The 15,364-nt window shown below is 59.3% G+C and carries 15 protein-coding genes; 6 read left to right on the top strand and 9 right to left on the bottom strand.

The genetic code is table 11. From position 1 onward, the window contains the following. Positions 1–11 precede the first annotated feature (11 nt). The 6 genes from AC0ZWN_RS01230 to AC0ZWN_RS01255 all read right to left on the bottom strand — a co-directional run bounded on the left by AC0ZWN_RS01230 (position 12) and on the right by AC0ZWN_RS01255 (position 5,915). Positions 12–1,133 carry a muconate cycloisomerase family protein gene (locus AC0ZWN_RS01230; protein WP_476333736.1) on the bottom strand — a complete coding sequence of 374 codons (1,122 nt, stop codon included), beginning with the start codon at positions 1,131–1,133 and terminating at the stop codon, positions 12–14. A 22-nt stretch (positions 1,134–1,155) separates the two neighbouring features. Continuing rightward, positions 1,156–1,917: a 1,6-dihydroxycyclohexa-2,4-diene-1-carboxylate dehydrogenase gene (locus tag AC0ZWN_RS01235; RefSeq protein WP_476333738.1), complete on the bottom strand. Its 762-nt coding sequence runs from the start codon at positions 1,915–1,917 to the stop codon at positions 1,156–1,158. A 21-nt stretch (positions 1,918–1,938) separates the two neighbouring features. Then, positions 1,939–2,952, bottom strand: a complete 1,014-nt coding sequence (gene benC, locus AC0ZWN_RS01240; protein ID WP_476333740.1) for a benzoate 1,2-dioxygenase electron transfer component BenC — start codon at positions 2,950–2,952, stop codon at positions 1,939–1,941. 20 nt (positions 2,953–2,972) lie between these two features. Beyond that, complete coding sequence (benB, locus tag AC0ZWN_RS01245) at positions 2,973–3,461, bottom strand: benzoate 1,2-dioxygenase small subunit (RefSeq protein WP_476333742.1); 489 nt, start codon at positions 3,459–3,461, stop codon at positions 2,973–2,975. After that, entirely contained in the window at positions 3,461–4,816 is a 1,356-nt protein-coding gene (gene benA / locus AC0ZWN_RS01250) for a benzoate 1,2-dioxygenase large subunit (RefSeq protein WP_476333744.1), read from the bottom strand. The genes benB and benA overlap by 1 nt, the downstream gene beginning before the upstream one ends. A 142-nt stretch (positions 4,817–4,958) precedes the next feature. Further along, entirely contained in the window at positions 4,959–5,915 is a 957-nt protein-coding gene (locus AC0ZWN_RS01255; RefSeq protein WP_186624174.1) for an AraC family transcriptional regulator, read from the bottom strand. Positions 5,916–5,995: 80 nt separating this feature from the next. On the opposite strand from AC0ZWN_RS01255, the gene AC0ZWN_RS01260 reads away from it, so the two are divergent. Next, positions 5,996–6,259 carry a hypothetical protein gene (locus AC0ZWN_RS01260; protein ID WP_476333746.1) on the top strand — a complete coding sequence of 88 codons (264 nt, stop codon included), beginning with the start codon at positions 5,996–5,998 and terminating at the stop codon, positions 6,257–6,259. Between the two features lie 535 nt (positions 6,260–6,794). On the opposite strand, the gene AC0ZWN_RS01265 is transcribed toward AC0ZWN_RS01260, so the two are convergent. After that, the gene (locus tag AC0ZWN_RS01265; protein WP_476333748.1) at positions 6,795–7,718 is read right to left on the bottom strand and encodes a bifunctional helix-turn-helix transcriptional regulator/GNAT family N-acetyltransferase; all 924 of its coding nucleotides are present in this window, start codon (positions 7,716–7,718) and stop codon (positions 6,795–6,797) included. A 67-nt stretch (positions 7,719–7,785) separates the two neighbouring features. Beyond that, the gene (locus AC0ZWN_RS01270; protein ID WP_116255676.1) at positions 7,786–8,061 is read right to left on the bottom strand and encodes a hypothetical protein; all 276 of its coding nucleotides are present in this window, start codon (positions 8,059–8,061) and stop codon (positions 7,786–7,788) included. A 137-nt stretch (positions 8,062–8,198) separates the two neighbouring features. Between AC0ZWN_RS01270 and AC0ZWN_RS01275 the strand changes: the two genes are divergently transcribed. After that, positions 8,199–9,035 (top strand): AraC family transcriptional regulator, encoded by an 837-nt coding sequence (locus tag AC0ZWN_RS01275; RefSeq protein WP_476333749.1) that lies wholly within the window; start codon positions 8,199–8,201, stop codon positions 9,033–9,035. A 55-nt stretch (positions 9,036–9,090) separates the two neighbouring features. Then, complete coding sequence (locus AC0ZWN_RS01280; protein ID WP_476333751.1) at positions 9,091–9,687, top strand: LysE family translocator; 597 nt, start codon at positions 9,091–9,093, stop codon at positions 9,685–9,687. A gap of 48 nt (positions 9,688–9,735) precedes the next feature. Here the strand turns inward: AC0ZWN_RS01280 and AC0ZWN_RS01285 are convergent, their stop codons facing one another. Continuing rightward, positions 9,736–10,653, bottom strand: a complete 918-nt coding sequence (locus AC0ZWN_RS01285; RefSeq protein ID WP_476333752.1) for a LysR family transcriptional regulator — start codon at positions 10,651–10,653, stop codon at positions 9,736–9,738. A 103-nt stretch (positions 10,654–10,756) separates the two neighbouring features. On the opposite strand from AC0ZWN_RS01285, the gene AC0ZWN_RS01290 reads away from it, so the two are divergent. From AC0ZWN_RS01290 to AC0ZWN_RS01300, 3 genes are all read left to right on the top strand, one after another. After that, positions 10,757–12,499 (top strand): amidohydrolase, encoded by a 1,743-nt coding sequence (locus tag AC0ZWN_RS01290; protein WP_476333753.1) that lies wholly within the window; start codon positions 10,757–10,759, stop codon positions 12,497–12,499. 189 nt (positions 12,500–12,688) lie between these two features. Further along, entirely contained in the window at positions 12,689–13,426 is a 738-nt protein-coding gene (locus tag AC0ZWN_RS01295; protein WP_257358355.1) for a TorF family putative porin, read from the top strand. A gap of 211 nt (positions 13,427–13,637) precedes the next feature. Continuing rightward, complete coding sequence (locus AC0ZWN_RS01300) at positions 13,638–15,296, top strand: phosphoethanolamine transferase (RefSeq protein ID WP_476333756.1); 1,659 nt, start codon at positions 13,638–13,640, stop codon at positions 15,294–15,296. The last annotated feature ends 68 nt before the right edge of the window (positions 15,297–15,364 follow it).

Consider the following 15,364-nt stretch of genomic DNA (forward strand, 5'->3'; position numbering starts at 1 on the left):
GTTCTCCTGATTCAGTGGCGACGAAAACGCGCCAGACGCTCTTCGTCTAGCGTCAGGCCCAGGCCTGGAGTTCGCGGGACGTGCAAGTGGAAATCGCGGTACTGCGGCGTTTCGGTGACGATGTCTTCGGTCAGCAACAACGGGCCGAACAGTTCGGTGTCCCAGGTCAGTTGCTTGAGCGTGAGGAAGGCGTGCGCCGAGGCCAGCGTGCCGATGGAGCCTTCGAGCATGGTGCCGCCATACAGCGCAATGCCGGCGGCTTCGGCGATCTGCGCGGTTCTGAGCACGGCACGCGGACCACCGTTCTTGGCGATTTTCAGGGCGAACACACTGGCGGCGCCGTCGGCGGCGAGGCTGAAAGCATCCTCGACGCTTTCGATCGATTCGTCGGCCATGATCGGCGCCGGGCTGCGCTGATTCAGGCGAATCTGCCCGGAGCGGTTGACCCGCGAAATCGGCTGCTCAATCAGGTCGATACCGTTGTCACCGAGCACCTGACAGCCGCGAATCGCTTGGGACTCATCCCAATACTGGTTGACGTCGACCCGCACACTGGCGCGCTCGCCCAAGGCTTTTTTGATCGCCACGACGTGCTTGATATCCTGCTCCAGCGGGTTGGCGCCGATCTTCAATTTGAAGATGCGATGGCGACGTGCTTCGAGCATCTGCTCGGCTTCGGCGATGTCGCGGGCGGTGTCGCCGCTGGCCAGGGTCCAGGCCACTTCGAGGCTGTCTCGCACGCGACCGCCGAGCAACTCGCTGACCGGCAAACCGAGGCGCTTGCCCTGGGCATCGAGCAGTGCACTTTCGATGCCGGACTTGGCGAAGGTATTGCCCTTGGCGATCTTGTCGAGCCGCTGCATCGCCGTGTTGATGTTGTTGGCGTCCATACCCACCAGCGCCGGCGCCAGATGCGCGTCGATATTGGCTTTGATGCTTTCCGGGCTTTCATAACCGTAAGCGAGACCGCCGATGGTGGTGGCTTCGCCGATCCCTTCAATACCATCGCTGCAGCGCAGTCGCAGAATCACCAGCGTCTGCTTCTGCATCGTGTGCATCGCCAGTTTGTGCGGGCGAATGGTTGGCAGGTCGACGATGATGGTCGACAGGTTTTCAATCAGAATTTGCTGCATTTCAATGTCCCTTGAAAAGTAGTCAACCGAGGTCGCCGCCACCGACCGGCAACGTCACGCCGGTGATGTACGAGGCGTCATCGGAAGCCAGAAAGAGGATCGCGCCGACCTGTTCGTCGAGGCTGCCGTAGCGCTTCATCAGGCTGCTGTCGAGGGTTTGCGCGACGATCTCTTGATACCAGGCCTGCTCCTGCGCTGACGGTTCGGCGGCATTGCGCGGGATGCGCCGGGGCGGCGCTTCGGTGCCCCCCGGAGCCGTGGCGTTGACGCGAATGCCGCGCTCTGCGTTTTCGAAGGCCAGACATGCTGTGAGTGCGTTGATGCCGCCCTTGGCGGCGCCGTACGGCACCCGATTGACGCTGCGGGTGGCAATCGATGAAACGTTGACGATGGCGCCGCGCCCTTGCTTGAGCATGTACGGCAGCGCTGCGTGGCAGCACCACAGCGTCGGGAACAGCGAACGGCGCACTTCCGCTTCAATCTGTTCGACTTCGTAATGCTCGAACGGCTTGGCCCAGATCGTGCCGCCGATGTTGTTGATCAAAATGTCGAGACGGCCGAAGGTGTTGATGGCTTCAGCCATGACCCGCGCGCAATCGGCGTATTGCTCAAGGTCGGCAGTCAGCGCGAGAACGCCCTCGCCTTGCAGTTCGTGAACCAGTTCAGAGCGATCGACGGCGACGACTTGTGCGCCTTCGTTCAGCAGGCGTTCGCAGACGCGGCGGCCGATACCCTGCGCCGCGCCGGTGACCAGCGCGACCTTGTTGGAGAATCTGTTGTTCATGACAACCTCGAAAGAAGGGTTTCAGGCAGCCGCAGCAGCGAACTTTTCGTAGTAGAAGTTCGCCGGGGTGATGCCCTGCTCGCGGATGTATTGGCTGACCGCTTCGACCATCGGCGGCGGGCCACACAGGTACACGTCGACATCGCCTTCATTGAGGTGGCGCGGTTCAATGTGCTGGGTGACGTAGCCCTTGAGTGGATGCGCACTCAGCGGGTTGGCCACGCAGGCGCCGAAACTGAAGTCGGGAATGCGGGCGGCGAAGGCTTCGAGACGATCGAGTTCGACCAGATCGAAATCGTTGGTCACGCCGTAGATCAAATGCACGGGATGATCGCAGCCCTGCTCGGCGATCTTTTCCAGCATCGCGGTGAACGGCGCCAGGCCGGTGCCGCCCGCCAACAGCAACAGCGGTCGGCGGATTTCGCGCAGGTAAAAGCTGCCCAGCGGCCCGGCCAGGTTCATGCTGTCGCCGGCCTTGGCCAACCCGGTGAGAAAGCTGCTCATCAAGCCACCAGGCACGTTACGAATCAGAAAGCTGACCTCGCCGTTTTTCTGCAATGAGCTGAAGGAATAAGCGCGGGTCTGCTCGCTGCCGGGCACTTGCAGATTGACGTACTGGCCCGGCAGAAACGCCAGTTTGCTCAGCGCCTCGCCCTTGATCGACAGCGCGATAGTGCTCTCGGACAATTGCCGGACAGTGCTGATCGATGCCTGGAAGTTCGCTTGTTCGGTCTTGCACACCTGCGAGCCGGCCGGCACTCGCACCACACAATCGCTTTCAGCGCGCATCTGGCAGGTCAGCACATAACCTTGCGCGAGTTCATCGGCGCTCAAGGCGTCTTCGATGAAATTGTCACCCATGTCGTACCGCCCTGCCTCGGCGAAACATTTGCAGGTGCCGCAGGCGCCATCGCGGCAGTCCAGCGGGATGTTGATGCCTTGGCGATACGCCGCGTCGGCCACGGTTTCATGGCCGCCAGCCTCGATGAAACGGGTGACGCCGTCTTCGAAATAAAGCGCAATCTGGAAATTCATGGTGCACCTCGCCGTGTCGACTAGATGTGGTAGATGTCGATGACCTGACGGACGTAATCGTTTTTCAGCACGACTTTCTTGGCCTTGATCAGCGGCTGTTCGCCACGCAGATCGAGGGTGTAGAAACTGCTGCCGAAGTAGCTGTCGGTGACCTGATAGCGGAAACTCAAGGTGTGCCAGTTGAAACGCACATGGCATTGCCCTTCGCTGTGCTCGACGATCTCGATGTTGCTCAGGTTGTGTGAGGTGCGAGTGTCGGGAATGGTCGCGCTGGAGCGCTCGGTCTTGATCCGGAAGATGCGGTCTTCGAGGCCGCCACGGTTGCCGTACCAGATCAGCGAGATTTCGCTTTGCGGGTCTTCGGTGAGGGTGTCGTTGTCGTCCCAGGCCGGCATCCAGAAAGTCGCGTCGGCGGCGTAGAGTTCCAGCCATTGATCCCACTGGCCGTCATCGAGATAGCGCGCTTCGCGGTAGAGAAAATCGCGCACGCTGTCGTAGAGGTTGCTCATCACACGGCCTCCACGGGGATCAGTTGTGATTCGCTGGCAGCGGCTTTGAGCATGGTTTCCTGCCAGTACTTGTGTTGCAGCACGAACAGGCCTTCGTCTTCGGTGCGCATACCGGAGAGCAGCGGCTTCAAGTCGATTTCCTCGGCGGCGGCATCGGCGCCTTCGACCCAGTGGGTCGCGCCCCGGGACATGTCGTTCCAGCCACGCCCGGCGCCGTAGCCGGTCTGGCACGAACGAAACTCTTCCAGGTCATCCGGCGTGGCCATGCCGCTGACATTGAAGAAATCTTCGTACTGCCGAATGCGTTTGGCCCGGGCCTCGGCGCTCTCGCCTTTGGGGGCGATGCAGTAAATGGTGATTTCAGTCTTGTCGACCGAGATTGGCCGGGCGATGCGGATCTGCGAACTGAACTGATCCATCAGATACACGTTCGGGTACAGGCACAGGTTGCGCGAGTTTTCGATCATCCAGTCGGCTCGAGCCTGACCGAAATCACGGGCGAGTTCATCGCGGCGCTCGTAGGCAGGACGGTCTTCGGGGTTGGCCCAGCGAGTCCAGAGCAGCAGATGGCCGTGGTCGAAGGAGTAAAAACCGCCGCCCTTCTTCGCCCAGCTGCCGGCACTCATGGTCTTGATCGCTTCACCCGCTTCGCGTTGCTGGCGCTGGTTCTGGGTGGCGGCGTAGTTCCAGTGCACCGAGCTGACGTGGTAACCGTCGGCGCCATTTTCAGCGGTGAGTTTCCAATTGCCTTCGTAGATGTAGGAGCTGGAACCGCGCAGCACTTCCAGGCCTTCTGGCGACTGGTCGACGATCATGTCGATGATTTTTGCCGATTCGCCCAGATGCTCAGCGAGGGATTTCACATCGGCATTGAGGCTGCCGAACAGGAAGCCGCGATAGGACTCGAAACGCGCGACCTTGGTCAGGTCATGGGAGCCTTCGCAGTTGAAGCCTTGCGGGTAACCGGCTTCGCTCGGGTCTTTGACCTTGAGCAGTTTGCCACTGTTGTTGAACGTCCAGCCGTGGAACGGGCAGGTGTAGCTGGAGCGGTTGCCGGACTTGTGGCGGCACAACATGGCGCCGCGATGGCTGCAGGCATTGAGGAACGCATTGAGCACACCGTCCTTGTTGCGCGCGATGAAAATCGGCTGGCGCCCCATGGTGGTGGTCAGGAAATCGTTGTTGTTGGGGAGCTGGCTTTCGTGGGCGAGGTAAATCCAGTTGCCTTCGAAGATGTGCGCCATCTCTAGTTCGAACAGCTGCGGATCGGTGAACATCTCCCGCTTGCAGCGGTAGGCGCCCTTCTCCTTGTCTTCTTCAAGCATGGCATTGAGGTAGTCGATTCCCAGGGACATGGCCGGGGCCTCCATTGTTATTGTTCAGGCCAGGTCAGATTAGGGAGGCGATGCAGGAGGCAATAGCCGAATCCTGCAGATCGCTATCCGATTTGTGCAGGATGGCGCGGCAGGTGATTCGGGGAAGTTTCAGCGGGGAGTGTTAGTGGCGGCGTTTGAAGGTCTGCGACGGCAGTTCACCGAACTGCTGGCGATAGCTTTCGGAGAAACGGCCCAGGTGCAGGAAGCCGTAGTCGAGCGCCAGCTCGGTGAGGTTGCGCACCGGGCAGCTTGGGTCACTGAGGCAGGCGTGGATGCGCGCAAGCTTGCGTTGGCGGATGTATTGCATCGGCGTAACGCCCAGTTGGCGTTCAAACAAGGTGTACAGCGAGCGCGGGCTCATGCTCGCCTGTGCGGCCAAATGTTCAGCCGGCAAATCCAGTTTCAGGTTGCGGTCGATGTAATCGACGATGCGTTCGAAGCTGATGTTCGGTGCACTCAGGCATTCACGGCTGACGTTGGTGCTCATCAGCGAAATCAGTTTGCTGCCGATGATCTGCGCGTAATGCTCCTGCACCCGAAGCAACGGATCGCTGGCCTCGGCTTCCTGACAGATCATCGCCAGCAGATTGGTGAAGCCTTCCAGCTCATCCAGCCGATAGTGATTGCGCAGGAAACGGATACCGCTTGCCGGACGCTGCCAGCGCTGCTCGTCACACACCGATTCAAGCACGCTGACCGGCACCTTGAGGATGAATTTCTCGCAATCATCCGAGTAAGTCAGATCGACCGGATCATCCGGGTTGATCAACAGCAACTCGCCGGGCACCAGATGCTGCTCGCGCTTGTGCCCGCGCCACAGGCAATTGCCTTGCAGCAGCACTTGCAGATGGTAAACGGTCTCCAGGGCCACGGAGGTCACGCGTACGCTGCCGCCATAGCTGATGCGGGCCAGATCGAGATCGGCGAGTTTGCGATGGTTGAGGCTGGCTTGCGGGTGGGTGGTTCTGGACAGGCCGATGAAGTGCTGGCCGACGTGCTGATTGACGTAGTCGGAGACGGCATAAGGGTCAGCGTGACGAAACACGCTGCTGCGATCGCTCAGCAGATGGCTGTCCATGGGGCGTTGCTCATTGTTGTCGTTATTTTGGGATCACGGGGTTTCAGACATCCCGAGTCACAGTACGCCGGAGTGTCGGAGTGGGCAATTGGACGAAGGTTTGGGTATTCGATAATCGAACACTTCTTGCGGATTACGGAGTGGTTTGTCCAACGCCTACACTTGCCGAAGAAATGCCCTACACGCCAAAAAAGCAGATACAGAAAAATCCTACTTATGACAGCTTCAAAAGAAAAAAAAGCCCGTTTCAGTCGAAACTGAAACGGGCTTTTCCCACCTCAACGGCCTTTACTTCAGGTCGTCAAAATGGTCTCGCAGGAACTCGTAAAAGCGAAAGGCTTTAAACAATCTCCATACAAGGCTCAGCGTACGCAGCAAAAGCTTCATACGTTTTGGCCTCCAGGGCTGGGGGCCAAACCTCCAGCAAGCTTACCGGATCATGCTTGCCTTCAGCATGCATGTCAAAGCAGCCAATGAGGCGGCCGGTTGAAAGCCCTCCGAAGTATCATTCCGGCACGGGTGCAAACCGTGTCAGAGGGAATGAAATCGTTGAGTTGCCAGCCAAACCTCGTCGCTGCTCAGACATGTGAGCGTCAGCATCATAACCCTCAATAGAACGATACATGACCAGGTAATTCATCGGCTTTGTAAAACGTTATTTCTGCCAGCATTGCTCTTTTCAACATTGGATAACGTATGCGTCCACCTGATACAGAATATTAATGTTGCGAGGGGACGCAAAGACTCATACCATGAGCACATGTCAAAGCAGCTAGTGAAGCAACAAACCTCAGCCGCAAACCGAGGTTAAAAAAACCGCCCCGCAAAGGCGGTTTTTTTTCGTCTGCCTTTTCACTGCACCCGCCGACGAAAAACAGCTCACAACACCCGCGCCCACGTCTGACTCAGCAGATCCTTGCCAAAGCTGTGAACCGCTTCTTCCTCCACCAACTCAAACCCGGCCTGCTGATAAATCTTGCGTGCGGCCGTCAGGTTGCTGGTCGTCCACAAGGTCATTTTCTGGTAACCAACCTGACGGGCGAAACGCAGGCACTCCTCGACCAGACGACTGCCAATACCTAAGCCCCGCGCACTGGCGTCGACGTAGAGCATGCGCAGTTTGGCGGTCGTTTCATCCTGGCGGACGATGAACACGGAGCCGATGACCTTGCCGTCTTTTTCGGCAATCCAGCAGCGCTCACAGGTGGGGTCGCAATCGCGCAGGTACTTGGCGACCACCTCGGCCACCAGCGCCTCGAACTCCGAATTCCAGCCGTATTCGCGGGTATACAGTGCGGTTTGCTGCTGCATCACCGTACCCATGTCGCCGGGCTGCGGATCGCGTAATACGTAGGTTGAGTCTTTGTTGCCTTGCAGCAGTGTCTGGATCAGCGTCATGGCGCCGATCAGTTGTTTCTGCTGCGGTTCAGGCAATCGCTCGAGCATGGCGACGATCTGTTCGCGGGAAGCCTTTTCCAGCGGGACCAGAATTTCACGCCCGAGGTTGGTGAGGTGCAATTGCGCAGCGCGGGCGTCCGTGGGCGACGGCACTTTCTGGATCAAGCCGCGCTTTTCGAAACCGCTGATGATCCGGCTCATGTAGCCGGCATCGAGGCCGAGCATCTGGCGCAGTTCAGCGCTGGTCAGGTCACCGCGCGTCGCCAGCTCATACAAAATGCGCAACTCGGTCAGCGAGTAGTCGCTTTGCAGCAGATGCTCCTGCAGTACGCCGATCTGATGGGTGTAGAAGCGGTTGAAACCGCGCACAACGTCGGCTTGCTCGAGGAGATGGCTGCTGGACATGGCAAATGCTCAGTTAATTGCTTAAGGCAACTATATATTTGCCAAAGGCAACCATGTCAACAGAAAGCTATCGGCACTTGGCCAACACCACCTGACAGGTATCCGGCGTGCCCCCGGAGCGTCCGGCATAGCGGATGCAGTTGTTCATCGACTTCTGCCGGGCCATGTTCAAACTGGAGCCCCAGGCCAGACCGCCCTCACCGACCGACGGTAAGGCTTTGGCGTAGCAGGCATCGCCAACACCTGAAGGTGGATAATGTTTTCGGCTGGAGCAACCTGCGGTAAACATCAGGCTAAGGCCGATCAGGGTGAGCATGCCCCAGAGCGAGCATCGGTTGAGCATCGTATTCCACCTGCCGCCAAAGGGGTCGTGACCTGCAGAGTCTAGCCCCCTCATCTGCACAAATCTTCTAAACCTCGATGAGCATTGCGCGGTATTTTATGGGGCCGCACCTTTCAATGGCGAACACTGGAGCCTTCGTGGATAAACGCAACTGGATCGAGCTGTCCCAGGATGCCGACACCGGGATTGAATCGATTCGTGCTCATTTTCAGGGGCATGCCTACGATCCGCACTGGCATGACAGCTTCCTCGTCGGCGTCACCGAGCAAGGTGTGCAGCAGTTCAACTGCCGCCGCGTGCGTCATCGCAGTACCCCGGGCAATGTGTTCCTGCTGGAGCCGGGGGAAATCCACGATGGCCAGGCGCCGACCGAGGAAGGTTTTACCTATTCGATGCTCTACCTCGATCCGCACTGGCTGGAGCGTGAAATGCACGCGCTGTTCGAAGACGCACCGTCCGACAGCCAGCCCGGTTTTGCCGACACGCTGAGTCAGGACCCGCGTCTGGCCACAGCGATCAATCACGCTTTCCATGCCTTGCATGACGGCGATCTGCGCATCGTCCGGCAGACCGCCATCGACGGTCTGCTGAACTCGCTCACGCGTCATCTCGACTGGCGCAAGCGCCAGGTTTTCGATCCGCGCCTGCCATTGGTGGCGCAACTGGCGCGGGATTACCTGCACGCGCACACCTATGAAGATATCGGTCTCGATGATCTCGCGCGGGTCTGCGAGGTGGACCGTTTCCGTCTCAGCCGGGCGTTCAAGTCTGCCTTCGGTCTGGCGCCGCACGCCTACCTGATCCAGTTGCGCCTGGCCAAGGCGCGGCAGTTGCTGGCGCGCGGTGAAACGCCGGCGCAAGTCGCCAGCGTGCTCGGTTTTGCCGATCAGAGCCACCTCGGTCGCTGGTTCCGGCGTGCCTATCAACTGACGCCGGCGGATTACCGCAAACGCTGCTCAAACCTTCCAGACTGACGCACGCCGTCTGGCGATCATGGATACCTGTGTTGATTTTCAGGGAATCCCGATCATGGCGTCATTACTGCCCTTTCTGCTGTTTGCTTTTGTTGCCTCGATCACGCCGGGGCCGACCAATATTCTGGTGTTGAGCCACAGTTCGCGCCAAGGCCTGCTCGCCACATTACCAATCATTTTTGGCGCCTGCGCGGCGGCAGCCCTGATCGTGCTGGTGGTCGGCCTCGGTGCCGGCGAAACGTTGCTGCGCTACCCGCGTGTGCAGCAAGCCATGGCCTGGGGCGGCGTGCTCTGGTTGAGCTGGCTGGCGTGGCAGATCTTTCGCAGCACGCCGCCATCACTGAACCCGGCGGATGCCCAGGAAGAACGTTTCAGCGTGCTGGGCGCTGCCATGCTGCAACTGGTCAATCCCAAGGTGTGGATGATGGCGGTGGCAGTGGTCAGCGTGTTTGTTGGCGGGGGTGACAAGACCCTGCGGCTGCTGGTGTTGTCACTGGCGTTTTTGCTGGTGTCGCTGCCGTGCATGACGTTCTGGGCATTGCTGGGTGTGGGCAGCGCGCGGTTGATGGGTTCGCCACGGGCGTTCAAGCGCATGAATGCGGCACTGGCGTTGTTGCTGCTGCTCTCGGCATGGCTGACCGTCCTGGCATAACGCCCCTGCAGGAGCTGCCGAAGGCTGCTTCTACGGAGGAATGGGCTGTCAGCTCAGGCCACGTTCGGTGAGGAATGCCGAGATGTAATCGATGAACGCCACCACCTTCGCCGTGGCCCGCCGATGGCTCGGGTACACCGCGAGAATGTGCGGGCCGAAGGTATCCGGGTCGATGTCGTAATCAGCCATGACCCGCACCAGTCGCCCGTCGGCAATGTACGGTGCGGCGCTCCACAGCGGCGTGTGCAGCAAACCGCGCCCGGCCAAAGCACTGGCCAGCAGCAAGTCGTAGTTGTCGCTGCGCAACCGCGGTGCCGCCGGTTGCGCCAGACTCAAGCGCTGCCCGTCGCGCTCGGCCCACCAGAATTCGCGGCTGAGCAACGGGTGCTGATAGAGCAGCCACTCATGCTGTTCAAGGGTTTGCGGAGTCACCGGCAAATCCTTGCGCGCCAGGTACTCCGGACTGCCGCACAGGGCCAGTCGATTGCTACCCACCACCCGCGCGATCAGCCCCGGCAAGTCATCGTGGCCTTCACGCAGCGCCAGGTCGTAACCACTTTCCAGCAGGTTGACGAAGGCATCGCACAGGTCCACTTGCAGACTGATCTGCGGGTATTGCTGCAGAAAGCCGTCACACACCTGATCGAGAAACGCCCGCCCATACGCCAGCGGCGCGGTGATTTTCAGGTTGCCGCGCAAGCCGTGCTGCAACTGCTCGATTTCCTCGCCGGCCTCGTCCAGCCGCTGCAACACCAGCCGTGCGGTTTCCAGGTACACCCGGCCGATTTCGGTCAGCAGGATCCGCCGTGTACTGCGCTCAAACAAGCGCGCACCCAGCTCCGATTCCAGGTGATTGACCGCTTTGGTCAGCGCCGACGGGGTCTTGCCCAACTGCTCGGCGGCGCGGCTGAAACTGCCGAGCTGCGCGGTGACCACGAACATTTTCAATGCACCCAGCTTGTCCATACTTTTTCCATTCAGGCAAAAACGTTTTTCGTGAGGGAGGCGTTCTGTCGGCCGCTGTCAGCCACTAATCTGGCCATCAGATGCAATAACAAGGAAATCTTCAATGAAAAGATTCATCCCGAGTCTGTTGGTAACCGCTGTAAGTTTTGCCTCGATGGAAGCCATGGCCGCTGCTGATCTGATCCTGCTCAACGGCAAGATTTTCACTGCCGACCGCGCACAACCCAAGGCGCAAGCCCTCGCCGTAGAGAACGGCAAAGTGCTGAAGGTCGGCACCGACGCGCAGATCAAAGCCCTGATCGAATCCGGCACCCAAGTCATCGATCTCAAAGGCAAAGCGCTGATGCCCGGCCTGATCGACAGCCATTCCCACGCGATTTTCGGCGGACTGGAAATGGTCTCGGCGAACATGGAAGACGAAGTCGTCAGCCTCGACGAACTGCAAAAACGCCTGCGCGACTGGCGTGCAGACGGCAAGGCCAAACACGGCGACGTGCTGAGCATTGCCGGCATGAGTTCGGTTTACTGGGCGCAGGCCGAAGCCTTGGGCAACACCTTCAACAACGGCGAATGGGCCAATGTGCCGGTGGTGTTTATCGGCAGCGACCACCACACCGCGTGGGCCAACAACGTCATGCTCAAACGCGCCGGTATCGACGCCGCGCTGCTGAAAACCCTGCCCGACGCAGAAAAAGACACCATCGGCAAACTGGCCAACGGTGAGCCGAACGGCTTTGTGGTCGACGCCGGTTGGGATCGGGTCGCCTCGAAAATGCCGGTGCCAAGCCCCGCCGACATGTTGAACGCCGCCAAATCAGCGGTGCGCTACAACAACAGCCTGGGCATCACCGCGTGGATGGATCCAGCCGCCAACGCCGCACCAGGTGAAGCGGTGTTCGCCCTCAAACCGACCGAGGAAACCGTCGGCGTGCTGCCGGCCTATAAAGCCCTGTCGGAAAGCGGCGACATGAGCGTGCACGTCGCCGCGCTGTTGGTGGCCAACCCGAAAAGCCTACCCGCCGACCTCGATACGCTGGACAAGGTGCGCCAGCAATTTCAGGGCATTCCCAACCTGACCTTGCCTGGGATCAAGATCTTCGCCGACGGCGTGATCGAGTTCCCGGCGCAGAGCGCGGCAATGATCGACCCTTACAGCAACTCGCACAAACAGGGCGAACTGCTGATCGATCCGCAGCATTTCGGCGAACTGGTCAGCGCCATCGACCAGCGCGGCTGGCTGGTGCACATCCATGCGATCGGCGACCGCGCGGTGCGGGAATCGCTGAACGGCATTGCTCAGGCGCGCAAGGATCGCCAGAGCGGCGTGACCCACTCGATCACTCACCTGCAAATGGTCAACCCGCAAGAGTTCGCCCGCTTCAAACCGCTCAATGTCATCGCCTCAATGCAACTGCTGTGGGCCAGCGCCGACGACTACACCACCGACATGATCAAGCCCTACGTCAGCGCCCTCGCCTTCCGCTATCAGTACCCGGCGCATTCGCTGCTGAAACAGGGCGCGACGATCGCCGGCGCGAGTGACTGGCCGGTGTCGACACCGAATCCGTTCAACGCCATGGCCCAGGCGATTACCCGTATCGGACCGTTGGGTGTGCTCAATGCCGATGAGCGTCTGGACCGTGAAACCATGTTCTACGCCTACACCGTCAACGCCGCGCGGACCATTGGCCTGGAGAAGCAGATCGGCTCGCTGACGCCGGGCAAGCAGGCTGACTTTATCGTGCTCGACCGCGATGTGTTCAGCGTCGACAACAAAGCCCTGCATGACACCCAGGTTTTGCAGACCTGGTTCGGCGGCCGTCAGGTCTATACCGCCACCCAATAACAACAACCATCCCACCCTGTGGGAGCGAGCTTGCTCGCGAAGAGGCCAGTCCATTCAACATCTTCACTGACTGACCCACCGCCTTCGCGAGCAAGCTCGCTCCCACATGTTTTGTGAGAGTGGCCGATATGGCATTCCCACACACAGTTTTCGTACTGCCCAAAAATAATCACAACATCGGGACTTCACATGAAAGCCTTGCCCCTGTTCGCCCTGAGTTTCTTGAGCGTGCTGCCCTTGAGCAGCTTTGCGATCCCTTTGAACGATGACTTTGCGCTGGAGGTAGACCTGGCCCTCGCCAGCGACTACCGCACGCGGGGCATCTCGCAAACGCAAAACGACCCTGCTGTGCAAGCCGGTCTCACCCTCGCGCACAGCAGCGGCCTGTACCTCGGCGCGTGGAGTTCCAACGTCGATTTCGGCGGAGGCCTGAAAACCCGTCAGGAAGTCGATTACTACGGCGGCTGGCTGTGGCAGGCGACCGAGGAAGTCAGCCTCGATCTGGGCTACATCAAGTACGCCTACCCCAAGGAAAGCCAGTTCAACCAGAGCGAGGTCTACGGGATTCTCGGGGTTTATGGGGTGAAGCTGGCGGCGTATTACTCCAGTGATGCGCCGGGGATCGATAGCAAGCAGAGTTCGCTATACAGCTACATCGGTTATGAAACCGAGTTGCCGTTCGACTCGGGACTGAAGCTGCGTTACGGCAATATGGACTTCAAGGATCCGCATCTGTACTCGGCGTCCGGGCAGGCCGAGGACAGTTATCGCGAATGGGAAGTCAAACTCACCCATAACCTCGCCGGCGTGGTACTGGGCCTGAGCTACATCGACACCGATCTCTCACAAACCCAATGTCTGAGCAATTGGGGTTTCAAAGACGTCTGCACCGCCACCGTCGTTGCCAGCGTCAGCAAATCTTTCTGACCCAGCGAAATCCCACTGTAGGAGCTGCCGAAGGCTGCGATCTTTTGATCTTGATGTTAAGAACAACATCAAAAGATCGCAGCCTTCGGCAGCTCGTACAGGAAATGGGGGCCGAACTTGTTACAGGATGTTTACGAATTTTTTACTAATGCTCTTCTACAGTTACACGCGTAACCGCGTGATGTTCTATTCAAGTAGAGGAATGTTTGACATGGCTTTGGGCAACGGACTGCGTTTACCGTCCATCACTCCTACCCGACTGGTGCTGCTGTTTTCCCTGGCGCTGGTGGCGTTGTACAACCTGGCGACCTGGAAGGCGCTGGGCACCCTGATCACTTTGCAAGGCGCGCACAAACTGGCGTTTTTCGCCTCGTTCGCGCTGTTTTTGTGGGCCGCGATCACCCTGCTGCTGACCCTGGTGTCGTTTCGCTGGACACTGAAACCGACGCTCACCCTGGTCGCTCTGCTCTCGGCCTGCGCCGCGTATTTCATGAACGAATACGGCATCACCATCGACACGGTGATGATTCAGAACGTCTTCGAAACCAACCCCGCCGAAGCCACCGCGCTGTTCAGCGGCAAGCTGTTGGCTTACCTGCTGCTGCTCGGGGTGTTGCCGGCGGCGCTGATCTGGCGCTGGCCGGTGAGTTATCGACCGTTCTTTCGCGGCCTGCTCAACAAGGTGCTGGTGATCATCGCCTGTGTGCTGGTGATCGCCGCCTCGGTGGGCGCGTTCTATTCGACCTACGCGCCAATCTTCCGCGAAGAAGACAAGCTCACCCACTTCATCAACCCGACCAACTACATCTACGCGATCAGCAAGTACACCAAGCAACGCTTGGGCATCAAAAAACATTTCGTGGTGCAGGCCATCGGCGAAGACGCGGTGATGAGCGCCAACGCGGCCAGCCGCGAGAGGAAATCGCTGATGGTTTTCGTGGTCGGTGAAACCGCCCGCGCCGATCATTTCTCGCTAAATGGCTACGAGCGCGAGACCAATCCCGAGCTGAGCAAACTCGACATCCTCAACTTCACCCAAGTGCATTCCTGCGGCACGTCGACGGCGGTCTCGGTGCCGTGCATGTTCTCGATGTTCCCGCGTGAGGATTACAGCGACAAGAAAGGCAAAACCTACCAAGGCCTGCTCGACATTCTCCAGCGTGCCGGCGTGCAAGTGCTCTGGCTGGACAACAACAGCGACTGCAAAGGCACCTGCCTGCGCGTACCGCATCGCGACATTTCGAAGAATCAGCCGGGGCCATTCTGCGATGGCAACAACTGCCTCGACGAGGCGCTGTTACAAGACCTGCAAAGCTACATCGACAGCCTCAAGGGCCACGCGATCATCGTCCTGCACGCCGATGGCAGTCACGGCCCGGAATACTACGAGCGTTACCCGAAAGAGATGGAGCGCTTCAAACCGATCTGCCACACCAACCAGTTGGGCAGTTGCAGCCGCGATGAACTGGTGAACGTGTACGACAACACGATTCTGTACACCGACCATTTCCTTGCCAAGGTCATCGAACTGCTCAAGCGCAATCAGGACTCACTGGACACGTCGATGGTTTACGTCTCCGATCACGGCGAATCGCTGGGCGAGAACGGGCTATACCTGCACGCGGCGCCGTATGCGCTGGCGCCGCAAGCGCAGACCCATGTGCCGATGGTGATGTGGTTTGGCAATGGCACGCTCGCCAGTGAGGGGATTGATCGCGGTTGTTTGCAAGGCAAGACCGGGCAGGCCGATCTGAGCCACGACAACCTGTTCCACTCGGTGCTGGGGCTGTTTGATGTGAGGACGTCGGTGTATCAGCCAGGGCTAGATATTTTTCATGGCTGCCGGCCTTCGATGACGGCTGCGCAATAACCTGGATGCTGCGCAGATCCCTTGTAGGAGTGAGCCTGCTCGCGATAGCGGTGGATCAGCCAACATCA

This window comes from Pseudomonas sp. 3B-A001-10F (assembly GCF_056313565.1).